The sequence below is a fragment of the Glaciimonas sp. GNP009 genome, assembly GCF_054343755.1.
On record NZ_JBTGUV010000004.1, the window covers coordinates 1,132,797 to 1,155,439 of the forward strand.

Genomic DNA, 22,643 nt, shown 5'->3' on the forward strand with positions numbered 1-22,643 from the left:
ATAGCGTTGCGCCTTTTTTTAGAAAAAGGCGTAGACGTTCCGACCAACTTCAGCAAACCCTCATAGCCGACGAGCTACAAACACAGTCCGTATAGGCGCATCGATTCATCCGGCCGGTAATCGCCCCTTACAGACGATAAGCACATCAAGCTAGAAACTCCCCCTTAATTTACCCAGCACCAATAAGCAATTTCAGAAAATAACATTTCTTTTTTGGACACATATTCTATTCTTTTTTACAAAAAAAGGTCTAGCATAGACGTATAGGACCGCCCAAAAATCATCCCTGCAACGAACTTCACGCGCCTGCCAACGAAGAGATTATCGCTATAGCATAAGCAAGAAAGCACGACGCTGGCGGGGGTTTGCGAAAATTCTAAAATAATGTGTAAGGAATCGTTTGTGGGCCCGACTATGTTTCATTCAAGCATTTTGGGTGCATTGCATGCAAACCTTTGGACAAAATTACATTCCGCTTCTTGACCTCACCTTCTTTAATGTTGGGAGACAAAAATGAATACATTAGCGACCGACGCGTCAAGCCACGCTATCATCCATCCGGTCTGGTTACGTATCACCCACTGGCTCAATGCCGTTGCAGTGATCTTGATGATCTTAAGCGGATGGCGTATCTATGACGCGTCACCGATATTCGCCTTTCGTATTCCAGCCAACCTGACATTAGGAGGTTGGCTTGGAGGTGCATTGCAATGGCATTTTGCTGCGATGTGGCTCTTATTTTTTAACGGACTGATTTACCTGCTGTTCAATGGGGCAACAGGACGTCTTTGGAGGAAGTTTTTTCCGCTAACACCGGGCGCTGTATTGCGAGACGTTAAGAAAGCACTGACGGGCAAGCTACAACACGATGCCCTCGACAAATATAACGCGGTACAAAAACTGGCCTACGTTTCAGTCATTCTCGACCTGATACTTTTAGTTATCTCCGGACTCGCCATTTGGAAATCGGTGCAATTTCCGCTTCTGCGCGATCTCATGGGTGGCTATGACAATGCACGCATCGTGCACTTCTTTGCAATGAGTTTTTTGGTTCTATTTATCGTGGTCCACATCGTCATGGTGGCCTTGGTCCCACGCACCTTGCTGGCCATGCTGCGCGGACGGTGAGCTTGATCCGAATCCGATAAACATGCAGATAAATGCTCAGACACTCAGATAGTGATACAAGGAGATCCGATCATGATCAAGAAATCGCGATTAATCATCGCAGCATCCCAACTCGATACCGAGTCGATTTTAAAAGATGCGCGGCATGAACTATCAATGCCATCGCGGCGCCTATTTGGTAAGCGCGCGCTGACTCTGGGTGGTCTGTCATTGCTGACAGGGTGCAATATCAGCGACGATTTGTCCGTCAATCGGATGCTGGAACGTGTTTCACGCATGAATGATGGCGTGCAAGCATGGCTGTTTGATCCCAACAAATTGGCACCGACATATCCAGCGTCGATGATCACGAGACCGTTTCCATTCAATGCCTACTACGGTGAAGAAGATGTTCCGGAAATTCCGGCAGAAGACTACTTGCTGAAAGTGGGTGGGCTGGTGAGCAATAAGCGTCCATGGACACTCGATGCTTTGCATCAGTTGCCGCAAAATGAGCAAATTACGCGACATATCTGCGTGGAGGGATGGAGTGCAATCGGGCGCTGGGGCGGCGTGCCATTTTCTCTTTTTTTGAAGCAGATTGGTGCCGATCTGAGTGCCAAATATGTCGAGTTTAAATGCGGTGACGATTATCACACCAGCATCGATATGCCGACTGCACTACATCCACAAACCCAATTGACATTAACCTACGATGGCCAAATCTTGCCACCAAAGTACGGCTTTCCGATGAAGCTGCGGATGCCGACCAAACTCGGATACAAAAACCCCAAACATATTATGTCGCTTGAAGTAACAAACACGTACCCCGGTGGTTATTGGGAAGACCAAGGGTACAACTGGTTCGGTGGGGCCTAAGAATCTGTTCAATATCTCGCTAAAACCAGATCTTGAAGGTTCTGAAACAACTCTCCAAATCGCGAGAGATGCTTTATGAGCCGGTGCAGACTCTCTCGCAGAGTCAAGATAGTCTGCACCCACTCACTAGATAACCACTGATTGATAGGGCACTTTTGCCGCATTTATTTATATGGAGATTTACATGAAAAAGCAATTATCGGCCGTCTTGATGGGCTGTCTGTTATTGGCCGCTACAAGCGTCTATGCGCAGGATGCAATGAAACCGGATGCGATGGGAAAAGACAGTATGGCCAAGGATAGTATGTCAAAGGATCAAATGTCCAACGACAAAATGACCAAAAAAGCCCATACCATGAAGAAAAAATCGAGCATGGACAAAGATGCGATGGGTAAAGACGCCATGAGCAAGGATGGCATGGCAAAAGATGAAATGAAGAAATAATTGCGTTGTAAATAGCACTTTTGGCAATGCAATCAATGCATTGCCTTTTTTTTATTTGTGGTTAAATTATCGACAATTAACCTTATATATTGCTGCAAACGGGCACGTTTCTTCGTCCTGTCACATATTTGTTGTATCCTATCGCATTCGAAATAACGTAAATCCAAGGCTAACGCCATATGCCCGAGCACTCTAGTAGCGTCAAATCCTTTGACGCTAAACCCCATAGGTCTTTGTTTGAACGCCTGACCGCCCTCATTTCTCCCGAGCCTGAAAACCGCGCCGAACTTCTTGATGTATTGCAAGATGCGCACGAGCGCAACCTGATTGACGCCGACGCTTTGTCGATGATCGAAGGTGTATTTCAGGTATCCGATCTTTCCGCGCGCGACATCATGGTTCCGCGTTCGCAAATGGATATGATCGATATCACCAAACCCATCGAAGAATGGATGCCGGAAGTGTTATCTACCGCGCACTCACGCTTTCCCGCGGTCGACGGTGATCGTGACAAAGTCATCGGTGTCCTATTGGCGAAAGATCTGCTTCGCTATTACGCAGAAGAATCGTTCGACGTACGTGACATGTTGCGCCCTGCCATCTTTATTCCTGAATCCAAACGTCTCAATGTATTGCTGCGCGACTTTCGCGCCAACCGCAATCACATGGCCATCGTTGTCGATGAATATGGTGGCGTCGCTGGCCTCATCACCATCGAAGACGTGCTGGAACAGATTGTGGGCGATATCGAAGACGAATACGACTTCGATGAAGAAGAAGATAACATTCTGGTCATCCGCGACGGCGATCATGGCGCACGCTGGCGCGTCAAAGCATTAACAGAAATTGCGCAATTTAACGAAGCACTGGATACCCATTTTTCTGACGAAGATGTTGATACGATTGGCGGCCTGATTGCGAATCATTTGGGCCGGGTACCGCGTAAAGGAGACCAATTCGTCTTCGATCACGTGCGCTTTGAAGTCTTGCGCGCCGACCCTCGTCAGGTCCATGTATTGCTGGTCGAAAAAATACAGGGCGTGCTTCCAGAAGATGACGCGTAAGTTGGTGGGTTTGGCGAGTTCGGTATCCTGAATGCATGTGCTGGCCTGGCCGAACTAACTAAATAACTGGCACCCGAGACCAGTCAACGTGTTACCTGTAGATGCACAACTGAACCGAGAGTCCCTCCTCACACCATGGCTCTCGTTTTGCCCCATTCAAGCGACGCGAATCAGTCCTGGCAAATCGTCATTAAGACGACTCCAACAGGACGATTCAACTGATACGCTTAAATCGATATGATTTAAGCGTATTGATCGCATAACTTCTCACCAGTCTAACGCCAACCGATGACCTTGCGCTTCACCTCGAGACAACTCCCGCTAGCCACTCTGCTCGGCGCACTCAATGTACTGGCCTTTGCGCCTTTTGGCGCGTGGCCGATCCAATTGCTGACGCTGGCGCTTTTGATATGGCGGTTGCTAAAAATCGACTCAGTTAAACAAGGTATGTTACTGGGCTGGGCATTTGGCTTTGGTTGGAGTGTTTGCGGCGTGTACTGGCTGTATATCAGCATGCACGTCTATGGCGGAATGCCAGCATGGATTACAGCGTTAGCAGTGGGATTGCTGGCGCTATTCGTAGGTCTGCACGCGGCCACGGCGGCCGGCTTAACAATCTGGTTGCGCCGTCGCTGGTCAGCCTCGCCAGTGATGACTGCGCTGGCGATTTTTCCGTCGCTATGGGCTTTGAGCGAATGGGTTCGTGGGTGGATTTTTACCGGCTTTCCCTGGCTGGTATCCGGCTATGCCCACACCGCCAGCCCACTCGCCGGTTACGCCCCGATAATTGGTGTCTACGGCCTTGGCATGATCGCGGCGTTGATCGGCGGCTGTCTGGCCTTGCTGCTCAACAAAAATGAGCAGGGAAAACTGGCAGGAATAGCAGCCATTGTGATTCTGTTGATCGGCGTGGGTCTACACAAGATCGATTGGACCAAACCCACGGGGCAACCGATATCGGTACGATTACTACAAGGCAACATTGCTCAGGAGATGAAGTTTGATCCGGCAAAAATCGATCAGACACTCGGTCTTTACAAGGATTTGATCAGCGCCGCGCCAGCTGACCTGATCGCCACCCCAGAAACAGCGATACCGCTATTGCAGACGCAGCTACCGCCAGAATATCTTCCTGCAATCGCACAGTTTGCACGGCAATCCGGCAGTTATATTGCGGTGGGCATCCCCATCACGGATGGTCCCAATTTGTATGCAAACAGCGTCCTTGGATTTTCGCCGAACACTGCCGAAAATTCAGACGCTAGCGCCGATAGACCGCACATTTATCGCTATGACAAACACCATTTGGTCCCATTCGGCGAGTTTATTCCTTATGGCTTCCACTGGTTTGTCGATTTGATGAATATCCCGTTGGGCGACTTTACCCGTGGCGCGCCGGTGCAACCGCCGTTCGCGGTAAAGGATCAATGGGTGTTGCCTAACATTTGCTATGAAGATTTATTTGGAGAAGAAATCGCGGCACAACTGGCGGCATCCGCGTCTGCCGGTCATCCTGCTGCGACGATATTGCTCAATATGTCGAACATCGCGTGGTTCGGCGATTCGATTGCTTTACCACAACATTTGCAGATTTCACAAATGCGCAGTATCGAAACCGGCCGCCCAATGTTGCGGGCAACCAATACCGGCACAACCGCCGTCATTGATCCGCATGGCAATGTGACCGCCCACTTAGCGCCGCTCAGTCGTGATGCACTTGCGGCCTCGATACAAGGTTTTACGGGTAATACACCTTATATACTGCTTGGCAACCGCTTACTGTTAATGTTAGCCACGGTATTGTTGGCTATCACGAGACTGTCTGGACGCCAGCGTAAGACCAAAAAAGAGTGAATCAAATACGTTTGCACCGGTCGATTGCTGAGCAATGATTCGTGCGCTCTAAAAAGTCATTCGATGGTCAGTTACTAATGTCTTAACTATAACGTAACTACAACATTATGCAGCCGTAACAGAAGTCGTAACCCAAGCCAGTCACATAAGGCTGCCAAAACCCGCTAAAATCGCTCCTTTAGCGAAACTCACTTTGCTTTTTAGCAACCGGCCCTGCCGCATGGAGCAGCACAAAAAATAATGCTTACATTTCAACAAATTATTCTCAAATTGCAAGACTATTGGGGCGCTCAAGGTTGCGCGCTATTGCAACCTTACGACATGGAAGTCGGCGCTGGCACCTCGCACACCGCGACCTTTTTACGCGCTATTGGGCCAGAACCGTGGCGCGCTGCCTATGTGCAGCCATCACGTCGGCCTAAAGATGGTCGATACGGCAACAATCCTAATCGCATGCAACATTACTATCAATATCAGGTAGTGCTAAAACCTGCGCCAGAAAACATTCTCGATCTTTATCTCGGCTCGCTTGAGGCCCTCGGCCTTGATCTGCAAAAGAACGATGTCCGCTTCGTTGAGGATGACTGGGAAAATCCGACCTTGGGTGCATGGGGTCTGGGTTGGGAAGTCTGGCTGAACGGCATGGAAGTGACGCAATTCACCTATTTTCAGCAGGTCGGTGGTCTGGATTGCAAGCCTGTATTGGGCGAAATCACTTACGGCATTGAACGATTGGCAATGTATTTGCAAGGTGTCGAAAACGTCTACGATTTGGTCTGGACGGAATGGATCGAAAATGACGTCAAGAAGCATCTAAGCTATGGCGATGTCTTTCACCAAAATGAAGTCGAGCAATCGACTTACAACTTTGAGTATGCCGATACCGAATTCTTGTTCCCGCTATTTGGTAGCTACGAAGCACAGGCCAAGAAATTGCTAGCCGTGCCGCTGGCACTGCCAGCCTATGAAATGGTGTTAAAAGCGGCGCACACCTTCAATTTGCTGGATGCACGTGGCGCGATCTCAGTGACTGAGCGGGCTGCCTATATGGGCCGGATTCGCAACCTTTCACGCGAAGTCGCGAAGGCCTATTACGAATCGCGCGAAACACTCGGCTTTCCGATGTGGGAACTCAGCGAAAAAAATGCGCCGTTATTGTTAAAAGAATTTGGCGACGAGTACACCACGACGGTGGCACGCCGCGCAGGGAGTGAAGCAGCATGAGTTCTACCCTTTTAATCGAAATTTTTACTGAAGAATTGCCGCCAAAGGCGCTCGAAAAACTTGGTAACGCTTTCGCCAGCGGCATTTTTAATGGTCTGAAAGCGCGTGATTTTTTAAACACCGATGCCATCGCCACGACTTACGCGACGCCACGACGTCTCGCTGTCATTATCAGTAACGTCCGTGCAGTCTCGCTGGATAAGACCATGCGCGAGAAAGTGCTGCCGGTTTCAGTAGCACTCGACACACAAGGTCAGCCCAGCGTGCCGCTGATCAAAAAACTCGCCGCATTAGCTGCTGCGACCAACGCTGTACTGATCACGCCAGATCAACTGGAACGTGCCGTCGATGGCAAGGCCGAAAGCTTTTTCTACAGCTATACCGCGAAAGGTGCAGCGCTGGAAACTGGCTTGCAAGTCATTCTGGATGACACCGTTGCCAAATTGCCGATTCCGAAGCAAATGAGCTATCAGCTTCAGTACGGCCCGGCCGCTGGCGAAACAGTGCATTTCGTCCGTCCGGCACACCGTCTGATTGTCTTGCATGGCGACGCCGTGGTGCCGTTACGCTTGTTGGGACTGAACGCGGGTCGGATCACCGGCGGTCATCGCTTTTTGTCAAAAGGCGCTATCACGATTGCAAATGCAGAGAGCTACGTCGAAGTATTGGCAAGCCAAGGCAAGGTCATCGCCAGTTTCAGCCAACGCAAGGAACAAATCCGTACAGCGTTGCTGGCCGCAGCCGGTGGTGATCAAGTGTTGATGCCAGAATCGTTGCTGGATGAAGTGACCGCTCTGGTCGAATGGCCGGTGGTCTATCCATGCCATTTTGAAGACGAATATCTGACGGTTCCGCAGGAATGTCTGATCCTGACCATGCAAACCAATCAGAAATATTTTGCGCTGACTGATGCGACCGGCAAATTGCGTTCGCGCTTTTTGATCGTCTCGAATCTGGAAACTAAAGATCCGCAATACATTATTCAAGGCAATGAACGTGTGGTGCGACCGCGGCTTGCAGATGCCAAATTTTTCTTTGAGCAAGATCAGAAAAAAACCTTGGCAGATCGCGTACCGCTACTCGCCAACGTGGTGTATCACAACAAGCTGGGTAATCAGTTTGAACGCACACAACGCGTTCAGACAATCGCGGTTGCTATCGCCACCCTTCTCAGCTCTGATCCTCTGTTGGCAGTGCGTGCGGCCCGTGGTGCAGAACTAGCCAAAGCCGATTTACTGACCGATATGGTGGGCGAGTTCCCGGAACTGCAAGGCATTATGGGAACGTACTACGCGCGCCATGACGGCGAGGCAGATCAGGTTGCGCTGGCGATCTCGGAACATTATCAACCGCGCTTTGCAGGTGATGCGCTACCGACGACCGATACCAGTACCGCAGTTGCGCTTGCCGACAAACTGGAAACGCTGGTCGGTATCTGGGGTATCGGCTTACAACCAACCGGCGACAAAGATCCATTTGCGCTACGTCGCCACGCATTAGGCGTATTGCGCATGTTGCTCGAAAAACGTCTGCCGTTATCGTTACAACATTTGTTGCAAACGACAGCGGCTTCGTTCGCCGACAATGCTAACTTCAAAGATCCCGGCACAGATGTGCTGAGCTTCATGTACGACCGCTTGCGTGGCATATTGCGCGAGCGCGGATACGCACCGAACCAGATCGAAGCGGTTGTCGCGCAACAGCCTGATACGCTGACCAACATCATTGAACGCCTGGATGCTGTGCAGGCATTTGCAGCTTTACCGGAGGCCGAAGCATTGGCAGGGGCCAACAAGCGAATCACCAACATTCTGAAAAAGAATAATGTGGTCCAGACCGGTGCAGTACAAGCAAACTTATTACAGGACGCCGCAGAAAAAAATCTCGTAGCAGCGATGACCAATGTCAAACCGCAAGTCGATGCAGCCTTTGCCCAAGGCGATTTTGCTGGCGCACTGCAATCGCTCGCACGTTTACGATCCGAAGTTGACGCCTTTTTTAATGAGGTGATGGTGATGGCAGAAGACGAACAGTTGCGTAACAACCGTTTGGCGTTACTGTCCAATCTGCACCTGATGCTGAATCAGGTCGCTGACATCTCCAAGCTGGTTGCCTGAGATCAACATGGGACAGACAATCAAACTGATCATTCTTGACCGCGATGGCGTGATTAATCAAGATTCCGATGCCTTCATCAAGTCACCCGATGAATGGATTCCGATCAAAGGCTCGCTAGAAGCCATTGCGCGTCTGAATCAGGCGGGGTATCACGTCGTCGTGGCAACCAATCAATCGGGCGTTGCCCGTGGTTTGCTTAGCATGCAAACGCTGAATGAAATCCATCAAAAGATGCACAATGCGGCACAAATGGTCGGTGCAGAAATTGATGCGGTCTTCTTTTGCCCACATGCCGCTGAAGATAATTGCGACTGTCGCAAGCCGAAGCCAGGAATGTTTATCGACATTGCCAAACGTTTTGATATCAGTCTGCGTGGCGGCGTGCCCGTGATCGGCGACTCCCTGCGCGATTTACAAGCCGGTTTCGTAGCAGGATGCGCGCCGTTTTTGGTATTGACCGGCAAAGGTGAGACTACGCGAGAAAAAGGTGGCCTTCCCCCCGGGACCATGGTGTTTCCGGATTTAGCGGCGGTGGTCGATTTTCTATTGAAAAAGTCGGTAGAAATGTCGGTTTGAAGCACGTAATCTGAGCGCTGGAGTGGGGTACTCAAGTGACTCCAACATACCGCGCCTTTCAACCTGCTGATGGTATAGACATTCTGTGACAACGTTGATGGCTTTGGTTAAGGCTTAAGCTGGTTTGACGTTGCTGCGATTAATATTTTTGGAGTATGTATGCAGTTTTTCTTGTTTCTAAGGTCCGTGTTGTTCTTTGCGATCATGACTATCGCGACGGTTATATGGGCTATCGCCTGTCTTTTTTTCGCGCCCTTTCCTTACGCCAGAAGATATTATCTTACGTCACGCTGGAACGTCTTTATCATCTGGTTAGCGAAGGTAATTTGCGGCATTCATTATCAAATCAAAGGCGCTGAAAATTTTCCAGACGCCCCCGCTATCGTGCTATCCAAGCATCAGTCAGCGTGGGAAACCATTTTTTTACTGCCGATGACGCCGCGCCCGTTAGTGTTCGTCTTCAAGAAATCGCTTACCTACATTCCGTTCTTTGGTTGGGGCATTGCATTGTTGCGCATGATTCCTATTGATCGCAAAGGCCGTGATGCGTTCGCGCAAGTGGTTACGCAAGGACGCCGCCGTCTGGCCGATGGCCAGTGGATAATCATGTTTCCGGAAGGAACACGGATTCCTGTTGGTCAAAAAGGTAAGTATAAACACGGCGGCACACGGCTTGCCATCGAAACCAACTCGGTAGTCGTACCCATCGCCGTTAATGCGGGTGAGTGCTGGCCGAAGAACTCATTTATCAAAAAACCGGGGATGATTACTGTCTCAATTGGCAAACCGATCTCACCAGAAGGCCTAAATAGTGCCGAGATGATGGAAAAAGTTGAAAATTGGATAGAATCAGAGATGCGGGTCATTTCACCGCACGTCTACTCAAAGTAGCACGCCAGACCGTTGATCAGCATTGTTAACAATAACAGCCGCCAATCTTGAAATTTTTGCATCAAAAATCGAAACAACCGACGCCCGACCTTAAGCCGCATCTGCGGCCGCTGGTTTCTCTGCAGCAACCGCTCGCCCGCCAACTGGATCTGTTCAGTATCGAGCCGCCTCACGCAGATCAGGAATCAGAGGCCTCGACAAATCTGACAGTTGCGCCGATAACGCCGCCGGAATCGAAACGCATTCCATCACCGACTGTACCGGTATCACCGCCCGACATTCACACGTCGCTAATGCAGCTTCCGCTCGCTGCTGGCAAACGTCGCCTGCACATCGACGCGCACGTGCTGGACTACGCGCTACTGCGCTCTAAACGGCGTTCAATCGGTTTTGTGATTAGTGACGATGGTCTGCGGGTGACTGCGCCAAAGTGGGTCACGGTCGTTGAAATTGAAAGTGCCATTCGCGAAAAGAAACGTTGGATTTTTGCCAAACTCCACGAATACCGCGATCGCTCGGCACGTCGTCTGCAGCCACAAATGACATGGTGCGATGGTGAAACATTACCTTATCTTGGTAATGACATCACATTACGCATCCGCTCAACCCAAGTCGCCGGTATTGAATTCGATGCCGAAGCTGGTACATTAACGGTTTGCCTTCCTGTTGATGCCAGTGAGCAACAATTGAAAGATCGTGTGTTGGGCTGGTTGCAACTTGAAGCCAAACGCGTATTCGGTGAACGGCTTCCGTTGTACGCAAGCAAGCTGGGAGTGACCTACAAATCGTATGCGCTCTCGTCTGCCACCACGCAATGGGGCTCTTGCACCGCGGACGGCAAAATACGCCTGAACTGGCGACTGATGCACTTTGCCTTACCGCTGATTGATTACGTGATCGCGCATGAATTAGCCCATCTCCGTGAAATGAATCACAGCCCGCGCTTTTGGGCGACAGTACAATCCATATTCCCAGAGTTTGAAACGGCTAGACGCACACTACGCGATAGTGCACAAGAAACGTTACCTATTTTTTAAGCTACGGATGTTAGGTCTAAAATTCGGATATTGAAAATTCGTTTACCATCAGCATCTGTTATCTGGAATCATCTCTAAAGTCGTCACTCAACGCAGTACGTAAATGCGGCATTAAAAGAGGGATACTATTACCCTCCGCATGCTCTAAGCATTTCCCTTCCCACTACCGAGAAAATTTATGCTACTCCTACACACTATGCTGCGCGTCGGCAACCTGCAACGTTCTATCGATTTTTACACCAAAGTGCTCGGCATGAAATTGCTGCGTACCAACGATAACCCTGAATATAAATACACACTTGCTTTCGTCGGTTATGGCACCAATCCGGACCACGCAGAATTAGAATTGACCTACAACTACGGAGTCGATAGTTATGAACAAGGCACGGCTTACGGCCATATTGCTTTAGCCGTTGAAGACGTGCATAAGGCTTGCGCGGATGTCAAATTGCAAGGTGGCAATGTTACCCGCGAAGCAGGCCCGGTCAAAGGTGGCACAACCAATATCGCGTTCGTACAAGACCCGGACGGCTATAAAATTGAGTTAATTGAGCGCAAACCCGGCCATTGGCCGAATGCAAAGCTATAACGCGGTATAGCAGTCCGCCCCAATGTCTTTTACTTCATTCGGTTCGCAAGGCCAACGAACAGTTCCATTGAAACAGTTTCAGGTCTTGCTTGCGGGTCGATACCGGCATCGATCAGATCATTTTCGGTAAACATCCCCGAAAGACTGTTACGAATCACCTTGCGACGCTGGGTAAAAGCTTTTAACACCACATCTTCCAGCTTCTGTTGATCACACGCCAAGGGCTCTGCAATCGGAATCATACGCACGATTGCCGACTCAACGCGTGGCGGTGGATCAAATGCTGTCGGAGGTACGATAAACATTAATTGCATTTTGTAGCGCCACTGCAGCATCACAGAAAGTCGACCAAACGTTTTGCTGCCGGGCTCTGCCACCATCCGCTGGACAACTTCTTTTTGCAACATAAAATGCTGATCCTGGACCAAAGGGGCGATCTCAGTCAATTGGAATAGCAGTGGACTTGAAATGTTGTACGGCAAATTGCCAACCACACGCAGTTTGCCCTCACCCACCAATGGAATGCTACTGAAATCAAATTTCAATGCATCTGCGGAATGCACATGAAGACGGGCAGGATCGAAAGTTTTTTCCAGCCGCGTCACCAAATCTCGATCCAGTTCGACCACGTGCAACTGCTTTAACGATTTGAGCAGCAAACTGGTCATCGCCGCCAAACCAGGCCCAATCTCAACCATGTTGTCATCTGCTTGTGGTGCTATTGCACTGATGATGTCGGTCAATACCTGCTTGTCAGTGAGAAAATTTTGGCCGAAGCGCTTACGTGCGATATGTTTCATGTTATGGGTGCAATACGCTGATCAAAGGTAATACTAATAAGGTGATGGGATTCTGTGCCGAGTGGCTGAAAAAATCTCGCACAAAAAAAATAAATGCCGCATTTTTTTTACACTATTGCGGAGTGCATTCGGCAATCCACTTTGGACGGCGATGATGATTCTTTATCCCTCTGGATTATGCAACGGCACTTTTAAGGGCGTATAAAACTAAGTTATTCTGCCGTGCTAACGCTAAGGCCCACGGCGTCGGAAGTGGCAGTCGCGCGCACCATCTGAGCCGCAGAATGCAGCGCAGCCAGCATACTGCCATGATCCGCTTTGCCTAATCCCGCAGCCGCTAAGTCAAGAGCGGTTCCGTGATCGACCGACGTCCGAATGATGGGTAAGCCAAGCGTAATATTAATGCCGTGCCCAAAGCTGGCATATTTGAGGACTGGCAAACCTTGGTCGTGATACATCGCCAACACGCAATCTGCCTGATCCAGATACTTTTGCTGAAACAGTGTGTCGGCCGGATAAGGGCCACTGACCAGCATTCCTTTAGCCTTTGCTGCCGCCAATACCGGTGTGATGATCTCAATTTCTTCACGTCCGAGGTAACCGCCCTCACCCGCATGCGGATTAAGCCCCGTTACCATAATACGCGGCTGCGCTATACCAAATTTGGTTTGTAAATCGTGGTACAAAATATCTAACGTGCGGCTCAAACTGTCTGTAGTAATCGCCGCAGCCACGTCCTTCAACGCCAGATGCGTAGTCGCTAAGGCAACCCGCAACGGCGGCGTGGTGCGATCAGTCGCCAGCATCATCACTACTTGCGCTGTACCGGTTTTTTCTGCCAGGTATTCGGTATGACCGGTGAAATGAACGCCAGCATCGTTGATAGTGCTCTTTTGCAGAGGCGCAGTGACGATACCGTCAAAGCTTTTTGCGGCGGCACCTGCAATCGCGATATCCAGCGTCTTTAAGATGGCGCGACCGTTACGCGGATCAAGTTTGCCCGGCTGCACATGCACGCTAAAAGGCGAGTCAATCACAGCAATACGATCTGGACCAAAATTGGGCAAACCGCTAAAAAGAAAGGCCTGCTCCGAGAGCGCAACCAATTTAATCGCCGGATCAATCTCAGCCGCGATCATCGCTAAAAAAGCAGCGTCACCTATAAGAACGCTATTGATGTCAGCCCGCAATTCCCACGCCGCCTTGATAGAAATCTCAGGCCCGACGCCAGCTGGCTCGCCGCAGGTGATCGCGAGGATAGGACGACGCGCATTAGCGCTAAGGGATAGTGTTGCGGTACTAACAAATTTTTGATCTGTCATTGAATGGTCAATAAGTAAGTCATTACGATCATGCCGGTTTTACTTGAGTTTTACTTGAGTTGCATTTGAGTTGAGCTTGTTACCCCGCGCACTCACAGGAAGTCTCGATGCGCGCGGGGCTAACGATCAATTATTATCTTCGGTACGGTATTCAACATAAGCGCGATCGCGTAGCTCACGCAACCAGTCATTGGTAGCTTCTTCCGTTTTTCGGTCACGAATGGCAGCACGGGCCGCGAGTCGCTTACGATCAGCCGAAACAGTGTCGGTTTTGCGTTCCAACACCTGAATCAGGTGATAACCGAAAGGTGTTTCAATCGGCTCACTAATTTGTCCGGGTTTCAAAGCGTCCATGGCGCGCTGAAATTCAGGTACCGTGTCGCCAGGATAAATCCAACCAAGATCGCCACCTTTAGATGCTGACAGATCATTTGAGTAGAGTTTTGCCAGATCCTCAAATTTCGCAGCATGATTATCCAGACGATCTTTTAATTCAAGCAAGCGCTTTTTCGCTTCTGCAGCGGAAACTGTTGGCGTAACCTTGATCAAAATATGGCGCGCATGCGTTTGCTCAACTGGCGCAGCGGCTGGTTTTTCAACATTGGTAGCAGCACGTTTGTCGTTAAGTCGGATGACGTAAAATCCGTTTGCACTCTGCAAGATAGGTGAGACCTGTCCTGGCGTCAGCGTGGCGGCTGCATCAAGAAACATTTTTGGCAAACGATCCTGTGAACGCCATCCCAGTTCTCCACCGGTCAATGCATCGGGTGCATCAGAGTAGGTTGCCGCAATTTTGCCAAAATTTCCGCCTGATTTAAGTTGCTGCAAGACCTCTTCAGCACGCTTGCGTCGGGCGCTGACTTGCGCTGGCGAGGCATTTTCTGGTACCCGCACTAAAATTTGCGCCAGGTTTAACTCCTGCTGCGCTTGTTGCGATTGCTTGTTGCTAGCTTCAGCGATCATGTAATTGTCGACTTCTGATTCGGTAATTTGAATCTTGTTGTCGACTTCCCGCTCACGTAAACGTTGTAGCAAAATTTCGCGGCGAATGTCATCTCGAAAAGCAGGATACGGAATATTGTCATGAACCAATTGCTTGCGGAAGTCGCTCATGGACAGCTTGTTTTGTTCCGCAATACGGCCAATGGCAGCATCCAGCATTTTGTCATCAACTGACAAGCCTAATTCTTTGGCTGCCTGCACTTGTGCGCGCTCAAGAATCAGGCGCTCCAACAGTTGTTTTTGCAATTCAGCCGGTGGCGGTGCTTCGATACCCTGACTTTTCATCCGTTGAATCACATCCTTCAGGCGTAAGGCTAATTCCTGACGCGTGATAACTTCGTTGTTAACGACCGCCACGATGACATCGATAGTCTGCGGAGTATTGGCCGTTGTTGCTCTCGAAGCGGGCGCAGTTGAGGGCGCTGGCGCCGTGTCAGAAGTAGTTGGTGAGGCCATGACGGGCGGACTTGATGGGCTCGCCGCTGGCTTTTGTGCCCACGCACTGGATGTGACGCTAAACAGCATTGCCACAATGATCGAGGCTAGCTGCAGCTTATTGGAGTGATTGGACTGATTGGTTTTGCGCATAGTGATGAGAGCATTCATATATAAGTATGACGGATTCAATTACTGATGATCTTGTCTGGTTGATTTACATTCTGATAACCTGGGATGCTGCCTTTTAACGCCTGCATCGGATTAGAGCCGAGTTTTGTCAATCCATTCAATTCAAGCTGGAAAAATAATGCCGAGCTAGTCTGTGCCGTAGACGTCGGTGTGCGCTGCGCTACTACGCGGAAAACCCAACAATCCGCTTTGTACTCTATTCCGATCAGCCCCTCAGCGACCCGACGATCCTGAAGCGAGTAGTTGATACGACCAACACCATACCAGCGTTTAGCTATCGGCCACTGCGCCGAGAGATCAACCTGCTTCAATATCTCGTTATTATTGAGAGCAACATCTGCCGGAGTACGATCCAGACGGTAAGCCAGATTAATCACTTCTTTAGGCGCGGGCTGCCAGCGCATACTGAAGTTTGCACGCTGAACGGTGTTAATACTTTGACTGTATTGCAGGTTACTATCTATCCCTAAAGTGCGCGTGAGTTGACCACTGGCTCCCAGTAATAAATCAGAGCGACTATTGACAACACTGTTATCTAAAGATACCAACGGTGGTGTGAAATAAAAGCGCTGACCGACTGCCAAGCGCAAACGCTCAATGCCACTTTCTTCGATAAAGCGGGAGGTGATTGCTGTGGTTAGCTGATTTGCATCACCAATACGATCATGGCCGGAAAAGCTGTTTTCAGTAAAAATCTGCGCAAAATTAAAGTCAGATACGCCTGTGTCGAACAGCGGATAGTTATTTTGATCTTTGTACGGCGTGCGCACGTAAAACATCCGCGGCTCCAACGTTTGTGTCACGGCATTACCAAACAATTTAGCCTCACGTTCAAACGTCAGACCACCATCGAGAGAGAACGTCGGCAAGACACGGCTAAAACTCGTCGGCGAACCCGGCACCACATCCGTGAGGCTGTACGACGTCGCATCCAATTGAAGTTTTGGTGTCAAAAAATAACTTGCACCAATAATCGGATAGGAAATCTGCGGATTAATGTAAAGACGATCACCCTCACCCGGCAATTGTATGGTCTTTGGCACATCGTAAGAACTATTCTTAAATCGGGTGTATTGCGCATTCACAGACCAGTCAAATCCACCGACATCCTGCCGACTGAAGTTGTAACTCACTTGCGGCAGCCGGTCATATGGACGCACGATCAATGGATTCCCGTTAGCGTCATAATCTTGCAAAACCTGGTAACGCGATGCCACCGCGGACACGTTGCCATATGCGCCACCGTAGGTCAGGTCTAATTCACGGTTCAACAAGCGTTGTGCACTTTGCGTAATCGACCGAGAGAAATCATCCGGATATTGATTGTCGGATGCATAGTTGACATTCCATCCCAAGCCAAAGCCACCACCCAAGGTCTGCGTATGATTCGACTGAATCGCATAGCGATTGGTCTTGGTCAACAGATCATTCGGCAGATATTCGAGTTTGGTTATCCCGCTGTATGTATCGCCAAGATAACGTCCTTCCAGGCCCAACTGCACACCGCGTTTGGTAATCACATTCGGGGTGAACGTCAAGTCTCGGTTGGGCGCGATATTAAAGTAATACGGCATACTGACTTCGAACCCGCCCGTGCTGGTGGCACCAATCGTCGGCGGCAAAAATCCGGATTGACGGTCGCTTGACAGGGGGAAGGATAAAATAGGTGAGGCCAGAATCGGCACATCTTTAAAATACAGCACTCCACCATGGGCTAAACCTTCGCCACGACCGCTGTCGATATCCATGGTACTGGACTTAATGTACCAATCAGGGTTAGTACCGGGACAAGTCGTGTACGTGCCCGTAATCGCTCTAGCGTGATCTTCATCCTGAAAATCATAACGTTCAGCGGTGCCGTGACCTCCGTTTATCCCAAATTTATACGTCGGTTGCGTCAAAAATCCCTGCCCCGAATCCATATTTAGCTTGAGATCGTTTCCAGTATATTCGTCTCCGTAACGATTCATGCGCACGCAACCGTGGGCTTCGACTTCGTTTTCGATGATCCGGTAAGTCCCCTTGTCGGATTTAACTTCTGTCTGACCACGTGTTAGATCAACATCGTTGTCGAGATTCAACACCCGATCAGGACGTCCCGTCATCTGCTCGGCCTCCACCGTCGTTGGCAAATTGCTCTCATCGACGCGCGGCTGCCGGACCAATGTGGTTTGCGCCACCGCTGCCGACGACACAAATATTGGTACTGAAGAAGCTAGTACTGAGGCAATCAGCCATGCGAGACGTCGCATACGCGGCAAGGGCAACCGCACCATCTGGTGTTTCCGCATGGCCACATGCCCACGAAAAGGCGAGCGAAGTGGAGGCGACAGCAAGGATTGCGGCGACGATTGTGAAAGGGATACTGATGAAAACCGTGTCAAGAAATGCATTGAGCAAACGCCATCGTAGGGATTTTTTAAAATTAATCCCTTATTATATGGGAACTGACTACCTACAACCGTATTCCTGGACTGCTTAATGACATCACCTGAATTATCGCCTCAATCTACGCCGCCAAGCACGCCCTCTTTAACTTCCGCCACACCGGATGTGCGCCTGACACAAATAATTGACTGGTTATCAACTTTAGTTGACCATCCTACTCTGGCGGAGTCGATCCGCCCTGCATCTGCTGACGCCAGTTTCAGACGATATTTTCGCATTGATGCTGCTAATTCAGGCGATGCTAAAACCTTGATAGTGATGGATGCACCTCAACCGCAAGAGGACGTGCGCCCATTTATTTCAATTGCCGCCCTATTTCATAATGCGGGCATGTCAACGCCGGACATTCTGGCGCAGGACGTTGAGCGCGGTTTTTTGTTGTTATCCGACCTCGGCCCGACAACTTATTTGCAACAACTCAATGATGAGAAAGCTGACCCTAACGCGCTCTATCTGGATGCAATTGATGCATTAGTTACAATGCAAACGCATAGCAAACCAGATGTTCTGCCAGAATATGACCGCGCTTTTTTATCAAAAGAATTACACATATTTTCTGAGTGGTACATCGGCAAGCATTTAAATGTCACATTGACCACAGAGCAAAGCGCTAGCCTCGATGGCGTCTTCAATGTCATTCTGGCCAACAATATGGCGCAACCGCAAGTCTACGTACACCGCGATTATCACTCACGCAACTTAATGGTATTGCCCAACGGCAATCCTGGCGTACTAGACTTTCAAGGTGCGCTGTACGGGCCCATCACGTATGACCTGGCTTCGTTGTTCCGCGATGTCTATCGCTCCTGGGACGAAGCACAGGTACTCGATTGGGTCATCCGTTATTGGGAACGTGCCAAACGCGTCGGCTTACCGGTTGCCCCTGATATCGACACCTTTTATCGGGATTTTGAATACATCGGCTTACAGCGTCATCTAAAAATTCTCGGATTATTTGCGCGCTTGAATTATCGCGATGGAAAGCCGGAATACATGCAACACATTCCGCAGGTTATGGACTATGTCCGAAAAGCGGCATTGCGCTATCGCGAATTGATTCCCCTGGTTCGCTTGATTGATAAACTGGAAGACACGCCACAGAAAATTGGCTATACGTTCTAAACCAGTATTTTTAAACCAGTTCAACCACTATTTTTTGTTGAATATATTGACGTATAAATACGCTAACGAAATAACTGAGACACCGAGCATTCCATGAAAGCAATGATTTTTGCCGCCGGTCGCGGAGAGCGCATGCGCCCGCTGACCGATACCACCCCCAAGCCGCTTTTAAAAGTCCGTGGCCGTCCACTCATCGTCTGGCATATCGTCAATCTGGTGCGCGCGGGCATCACCGACATCATTATTAATCACGCTCACCTGGGCCAATTAATTGAAGATACCATCGGTGATGGCAGCAAATACGGTGCCAAAATCACCTATTCAGCCGAAGGCACAGCGCTGGAGACCGCCGGCGCCGTCGCGAAGGCCCGCCATTTGCTCGGCGATGCGGCATTTGTCGCAGTCTCCGCCGACATTTACTGCCCTTACTTTAATTTTGAACAGGTTAAAACTACGTTAGAAGATAACGACTTATGGGGCGTTCCCCACCCGATTGAAACCCGCGATGTAGCATGGTTATATCTGGTAAAAAATCCGGCGCATCATCCCGAAGGAGACTTTGTAGTCAACAGCTTTTCAGTCTCCAATAAAGGAAACGAAGGCGAACCGCGCTTCACTTATTCCGGCATCGGCGTCTTCCGTCCGATGATGTTCGACTCCATTGCTGCGGGCGAATTCGGAAAACTGGCACCAATATTGCGGCAATATGCTGATCTCAACCAAATCGGTGGAGAGGTGTATCGTGGAGACTGGACGGATGTTGGCACTATCGCGCGGCTGGAGCAATTGAACGCACCGTTGTAAACACATTTTGTAAAAAAGGCCGCAATTTCCAGGCGGCTGCCGCAAGCATTCGTAGCAACGATTTGTTGCAACGATTTGTTGCAACATTAAGGTCAGCATCAAATGACCGGTACTTCCCGACATAGCGCGCATCATCGACATTAACTCAAACGCAAGGATGCACATGACCCCTTACTCCACACGACGTGCCCAGCTAATCGCCCTGATGCAAGCCAAGGGTGGTGGCGTCGCGATCATTCCGACTGCACCTGAAGTCATGCGCAACCGCGATGCCGACTATCCTTATCGCCACGACAGCTATTTCTATTATCTGTCAGGCTTTATGGAGCCGGAAGCGGTCGTCGTGCTAATCGCGGGAGAGCATCCAAAAGCCATTTTATTTTGCCGTGAAAAAAATCTGGAACGCGAAATCTGGGATGGCGTCCGTTATGGTCCTGTTGCTGCACGCGAAAAATTTGGCTTTGATGCCACATTTCCGATCGAATCGCTGTCCACTGAAATGCCAAAACTGTTGGCCGATACGCCCTCCGTTTTTTATGCACTTGGCCATCAGAGCGAATACGATGAAAAACTGCAAGGTTGGTTAGGCAGCGTGCGTGCCATGGGTCGCGCCGGGGTTGTTGCCCCGTCTGCCATCCATAACGTTCAGGTATTGATGGACGAAATGCGCTTGTTCAAAGACGCCGATGAAATCGCCTTGATGCGACGGGCCGGTGAGATTTCCGCTGAAGGTCATTGTCGCGCCATGCGATTCTCCGGACCTGGTTTGCGCGAATACGAACTTGAAGCAGAATTGCTCCACGAATTCCGTCGCCAGGGGTCGCAATATCCCGCCTACGGATCGATTGTCGCTACCGGCGCTAATGCTTGCGTCCTGCACTACCGCGCCAGCGATGCGATCCTGAAAGACGGCGATCTGGTTCTCATTGATGCTGGCTGCGAATTCGATAGCTATGCGGGTGATATTACGCGCACTTTTCCTGCAAACGGCATCTTCTCCGGCCCGCAAAAAGAACTCTACGAGATTGTGCTGGCCTCGCAAAATGCTGCCATTGAAGTTACGCGTCCGGGCAAGCATTTTATGGACGGTCATGACGCCGCCGTTCGCGTACTGGCACAAGGCATGCTGGATACAGGACTGCTCAACAAAAACAAAGTCGGGTCACTGGATGACGTCATTACCAACGGTGATTTCAGGCAATTTTATATGCATCGCACCGGTCATTGGCTGGGCATGGATGTGCACGATGTCGGCGAATATCGCGACCTGGATGCGTCAATCGCTGAAGGCGAACCGAAACCCTGGCGTGGTTTGCAACCCGGCATGGTGACCACTATCGAACCGGGTATTTATGTGCGACCGGCAGAAGGCGTTCCAGAAAAATACTGGAACATCGGCATCCGGATTGAAGACGATGCTTTAATCACCAACACGGGCTGCGAACTCATGACCACTGGCGCACCACGCACTGTTGCTGATATCGAAGCGCTGATGCGGAAATAACCACCTGATAATGACAGACAACACACATATACCGCTGCATACAGACATCGCCATTTGTGGAGCCGGTCCGGTTGGCGTCACACTCGCCGCCCTGTTAATCAAGCGCGGCGTCGCACCGGATCGCATTGCCCTGATCGATGGAAAAACCATTGATCAGGCGCGCCTTGATCCACGCGCAATTGCCCTCTCGTATGGCAGCCGTCAAATTCTGGAAGATGTCCGCGCGTGGCCGTTAGCGGCGACCGCGATTCATCAAATCCATGTTTCGCGTCGGGGGCATTTCGGCCGCACGCTCATTGAGCGCGCCGACTATCAAATACCGGCATTAGGCTACGTTTGCCGTTATGGCGATTTGATTACGACATTGACCGCGTTACCCGAATTACATGGTATTACTTTGCTGCGTCCAGTTCAGGTCAGCGCCAGCAACGAACAAAGCGACGGTGTCACCATCACATTATCGGATGGTCGCGTGCTGCGCAGCAAGATAATGGTGCAGGCTGAGGGCGGATTGTTTGGCGCGCAAACGAACAAAGAATTACAACGTGATTACGATCAGATCGCTATTGTCGCGCACGTGCAAACCAGTGCGCCTGTTCCACATCGCGCATTTGAGCGCTTCACCGATCAAGGGCCGCTGGCGCTTTTGCCGCAAGATGATGGCTACGCGTTGGTCTGGTGCGTACGTCCTGATAACGCTGCGAAATTGCTCACGCTGCCTGATGAACTATTTCTGAAAGCACTTGAAAATGCTTTTGGCGGTCGAGTCGGACACTTCATTCGTATGTCGTCTCGCAACAGTTTCCCCCTAGGCTTAAATGCCCATCCCGCCACTTCAGTACACACGGTCGCCATTGGCAATGCCGCACAAACACTGCATCCCGTCGCTGGCCAAGGTCTTAATCTGGGCTTGCGCGACGCAGCCGTCCTGGCGAAATTGTTGGCGCAAGAAGTTTCACCTTTAACGTTGGAGAAATTTTCTAACAGTAGAAAAACCGATCGCAGCATGACGATTCATATGACCGACCTGATGGCAAGGGTTTTTGCCAGTGCACCACAAGGCGCACTCTCGCAAACACTACTCGGGTTATCACTAGGTCTTGTAGACGCAATCAAGCCAGCGAAAAATATGCTGGCTGAGCAGATGATGTTTGGGCGGCGTTGAGATCAATTTGAGCGTTTTAATCGGCATCTGATAAATTTATTAAATGCCGATCTGCGTGTCTGGCA

Annotated in this window: 19 protein-coding genes; 15 read left to right on the top strand and 4 right to left on the bottom strand. The window is 50.1% G+C overall.

Translation table 11 applies throughout. The features are described 5' to 3' along the window. Nucleotides 1–513 precede the first annotated feature (513 nt). The 11 genes from ACXX82_RS06000 (at nucleotide 514) to gloA (ending at nucleotide 11,784) form a co-directional block, all read left to right on the top strand. Nucleotides 514–1,128, top strand: coding sequence for a cytochrome b/b6 domain-containing protein (locus ACXX82_RS06000; protein WP_322232739.1), 615 nt, complete (start codon nucleotides 514–516; stop codon nucleotides 1,126–1,128). A gap of 72 nt (nucleotides 1,129–1,200) precedes the next feature. Next, complete coding sequence (locus ACXX82_RS06005) at nucleotides 1,201–1,986, top strand: molybdopterin-dependent oxidoreductase (protein ID WP_322232741.1); 786 nt, start codon at nucleotides 1,201–1,203, stop codon at nucleotides 1,984–1,986. A 184-nt stretch (nucleotides 1,987–2,170) separates the two neighbouring features. After that, nucleotides 2,171–2,431, top strand: a complete 261-nt coding sequence (locus tag ACXX82_RS06010) for a pentapeptide MXKDX repeat protein (protein WP_323505973.1) — start codon at nucleotides 2,171–2,173, stop codon at nucleotides 2,429–2,431. 179 nt (nucleotides 2,432–2,610) lie between these two features. Continuing rightward, nucleotides 2,611–3,495, top strand: a complete 885-nt coding sequence (locus tag ACXX82_RS06015; protein WP_322232745.1) for a CorC family transporter — start codon at nucleotides 2,611–2,613, stop codon at nucleotides 3,493–3,495. A 288-nt stretch (nucleotides 3,496–3,783) separates the two neighbouring features. After that, nucleotides 3,784–5,349 (top strand): apolipoprotein N-acyltransferase, encoded by a 1,566-nt coding sequence (gene lnt / locus ACXX82_RS06020; protein ID WP_458562611.1) that lies wholly within the window; start codon nucleotides 3,784–3,786, stop codon nucleotides 5,347–5,349. A 240-nt stretch (nucleotides 5,350–5,589) separates the two neighbouring features. Continuing rightward, the gene (gene glyQ, locus ACXX82_RS06025) at nucleotides 5,590–6,573 is read left to right on the top strand and encodes a glycine--tRNA ligase subunit alpha (protein WP_322232749.1); all 984 of its coding nucleotides are present in this window, start codon (nucleotides 5,590–5,592) and stop codon (nucleotides 6,571–6,573) included. Then, on the top strand, nucleotides 6,570–8,690 hold the full coding sequence (glyS, locus tag ACXX82_RS06030; protein ID WP_322232751.1) for a glycine--tRNA ligase subunit beta: 2,121 nt from the start codon (nucleotides 6,570–6,572) through the stop codon (nucleotides 8,688–8,690). Before glyQ ends, glyS begins: the two co-directional genes overlap by 4 nt. 19 nt (nucleotides 8,691–8,709) lie before the next feature. Next, complete coding sequence (gene gmhB / locus ACXX82_RS06035) at nucleotides 8,710–9,267, top strand: D-glycero-beta-D-manno-heptose 1,7-bisphosphate 7-phosphatase (protein WP_322240185.1); 558 nt, start codon at nucleotides 8,710–8,712, stop codon at nucleotides 9,265–9,267. Nucleotides 9,268–9,426: 159 nt separating this feature from the next. Next, nucleotides 9,427–10,158, top strand: a complete 732-nt coding sequence (locus ACXX82_RS06040; RefSeq protein ID WP_322232753.1) for a lysophospholipid acyltransferase family protein — start codon at nucleotides 9,427–9,429, stop codon at nucleotides 10,156–10,158. 47 nt (nucleotides 10,159–10,205) lie between these two features. After that, nucleotides 10,206–11,195, top strand: a complete 990-nt coding sequence (locus ACXX82_RS06045; RefSeq protein WP_322232755.1) for a M48 family metallopeptidase — start codon at nucleotides 10,206–10,208, stop codon at nucleotides 11,193–11,195. Nucleotides 11,196–11,373: 178 nt separating this feature from the next. Continuing rightward, nucleotides 11,374–11,784: a lactoylglutathione lyase gene (gene gloA, locus ACXX82_RS06050; protein WP_322232757.1), complete on the top strand. Its 411-nt coding sequence runs from the start codon at nucleotides 11,374–11,376 to the stop codon at nucleotides 11,782–11,784. 29 nt (nucleotides 11,785–11,813) lie between these two features. Here the strand turns inward: gloA and rsmA are convergent, their stop codons facing one another. The 4 genes from rsmA to ACXX82_RS06070 form a co-directional block, all read right to left on the bottom strand. Further along, a complete protein-coding gene (gene rsmA, locus ACXX82_RS06055; RefSeq protein WP_322232760.1) occupies nucleotides 11,814–12,584 on the bottom strand; it encodes a 16S rRNA (adenine(1518)-N(6)/adenine(1519)-N(6))-dimethyltransferase RsmA in 771 nt (256 codons plus the stop codon). 212 nt (nucleotides 12,585–12,796) lie between these two features. Beyond that, nucleotides 12,797–13,906, bottom strand: coding sequence for a 4-hydroxythreonine-4-phosphate dehydrogenase PdxA (gene pdxA / locus ACXX82_RS06060; RefSeq protein WP_322232762.1), 1,110 nt, complete (start codon nucleotides 13,904–13,906; stop codon nucleotides 12,797–12,799). Between the two features lie 126 nt (nucleotides 13,907–14,032). After that, a complete protein-coding gene (locus ACXX82_RS06065; RefSeq protein WP_458562612.1) occupies nucleotides 14,033–15,514 on the bottom strand; it encodes a peptidylprolyl isomerase in 1,482 nt (493 codons plus the stop codon). Between the two features lie 17 nt (nucleotides 15,515–15,531). After that, entirely contained in the window at nucleotides 15,532–17,826 is a 2,295-nt protein-coding gene (locus tag ACXX82_RS06070; protein WP_322232765.1) for an LPS-assembly protein LptD, read from the bottom strand. Between the two features lie 190 nt (nucleotides 17,827–18,016). Here ACXX82_RS06070 and ACXX82_RS06075 point away from each other — a divergent pair, with 190 nt between their 5' ends. The 4 genes from ACXX82_RS06075 to ACXX82_RS06090 all read left to right on the top strand — a co-directional run bounded on the left by ACXX82_RS06075 (nucleotide 18,017) and on the right by ACXX82_RS06090 (nucleotide 22,578). Continuing rightward, nucleotides 18,017–19,105, top strand: a complete 1,089-nt coding sequence (locus ACXX82_RS06075; RefSeq protein ID WP_323505969.1) for an aminoglycoside phosphotransferase family protein — start codon at nucleotides 18,017–18,019, stop codon at nucleotides 19,103–19,105. Nucleotides 19,106–19,198: 93 nt separating this feature from the next. Beyond that, nucleotides 19,199–19,909: an N-acetylmuramate alpha-1-phosphate uridylyltransferase MurU gene (gene murU / locus ACXX82_RS06080; RefSeq protein WP_322232769.1), complete on the top strand. Its 711-nt coding sequence runs from the start codon at nucleotides 19,199–19,201 to the stop codon at nucleotides 19,907–19,909. Between the two features lie 163 nt (nucleotides 19,910–20,072). Then, nucleotides 20,073–21,413, top strand: coding sequence for an aminopeptidase P N-terminal domain-containing protein (locus tag ACXX82_RS06085; protein ID WP_323505968.1), 1,341 nt, complete (start codon nucleotides 20,073–20,075; stop codon nucleotides 21,411–21,413). 10 nt (nucleotides 21,414–21,423) lie between these two features. Next, nucleotides 21,424–22,578, top strand: a complete 1,155-nt coding sequence (locus ACXX82_RS06090; protein WP_323505967.1) for a UbiH/UbiF/VisC/COQ6 family ubiquinone biosynthesis hydroxylase — start codon at nucleotides 21,424–21,426, stop codon at nucleotides 22,576–22,578. The last annotated feature ends 65 nt before the right edge of the window (nucleotides 22,579–22,643 follow it).

Bases quoted from the DNA above. Each gene is read 5' to 3' on its own strand.
- ACXX82_RS06000 (WP_322232739.1), top strand. From the start codon at position 514: ATGAATACATTAGCGACCGACGCGTCAAGCCACGCTATCATCCATCCG.
- ACXX82_RS06005 (WP_322232741.1), top strand. From the start codon at position 1,201: ATGATCAAGAAATCGCGATTAATCATCGCAGCATCCCAACTCGATACC.
- ACXX82_RS06010 (WP_323505973.1), top strand. From the start codon at position 2,171: ATGAAAAAGCAATTATCGGCCGTCTTGATGGGCTGTCTGTTATTGGCC.
- ACXX82_RS06015 (WP_322232745.1), top strand. From the start codon at position 2,611: ATGCCCGAGCACTCTAGTAGCGTCAAATCCTTTGACGCTAAACCCCAT.
- lnt (WP_458562611.1), top strand. From the start codon at position 3,784: ATGACCTTGCGCTTCACCTCGAGACAACTCCCGCTAGCCACTCTGCTC.
- glyQ (WP_322232749.1), top strand. From the start codon at position 5,590: ATGCTTACATTTCAACAAATTATTCTCAAATTGCAAGACTATTGGGGC.
- glyS (WP_322232751.1), top strand. From the start codon at position 6,570: ATGAGTTCTACCCTTTTAATCGAAATTTTTACTGAAGAATTGCCGCCA.
- ACXX82_RS06040 (WP_322232753.1), top strand. From the start codon at position 9,427: ATGCAGTTTTTCTTGTTTCTAAGGTCCGTGTTGTTCTTTGCGATCATG.
- gloA (WP_322232757.1), top strand. From the start codon at position 11,374: ATGCTACTCCTACACACTATGCTGCGCGTCGGCAACCTGCAACGTTCT.
- rsmA (WP_322232760.1), bottom strand. From the start codon at position 12,584: ATGAAACATATCGCACGTAAGCGCTTCGGCCAAAATTTTCTCACTGAC.
- pdxA (WP_322232762.1), bottom strand. From the start codon at position 13,906: ATGACAGATCAAAAATTTGTTAGTACCGCAACACTATCCCTTAGCGCT.
- ACXX82_RS06065 (WP_458562612.1), bottom strand. From the start codon at position 15,514: ATGAATGCTCTCATCACTATGCGCAAAACCAATCAGTCCAATCACTCC.
- ACXX82_RS06070 (WP_322232765.1), bottom strand. From the start codon at position 17,826: ATGCGGAAACACCAGATGGTGCGGTTGCCCTTGCCGCGTATGCGACGT.
- ACXX82_RS06075 (WP_323505969.1), top strand. From the start codon at position 18,017: ATGACATCACCTGAATTATCGCCTCAATCTACGCCGCCAAGCACGCCC.
- murU (WP_322232769.1), top strand. From the start codon at position 19,199: ATGAAAGCAATGATTTTTGCCGCCGGTCGCGGAGAGCGCATGCGCCCG.
- ACXX82_RS06085 (WP_323505968.1), top strand. From the start codon at position 20,073: ATGACCCCTTACTCCACACGACGTGCCCAGCTAATCGCCCTGATGCAA.
- ACXX82_RS06090 (WP_323505967.1), top strand. From the start codon at position 21,424: ATGACAGACAACACACATATACCGCTGCATACAGACATCGCCATTTGT.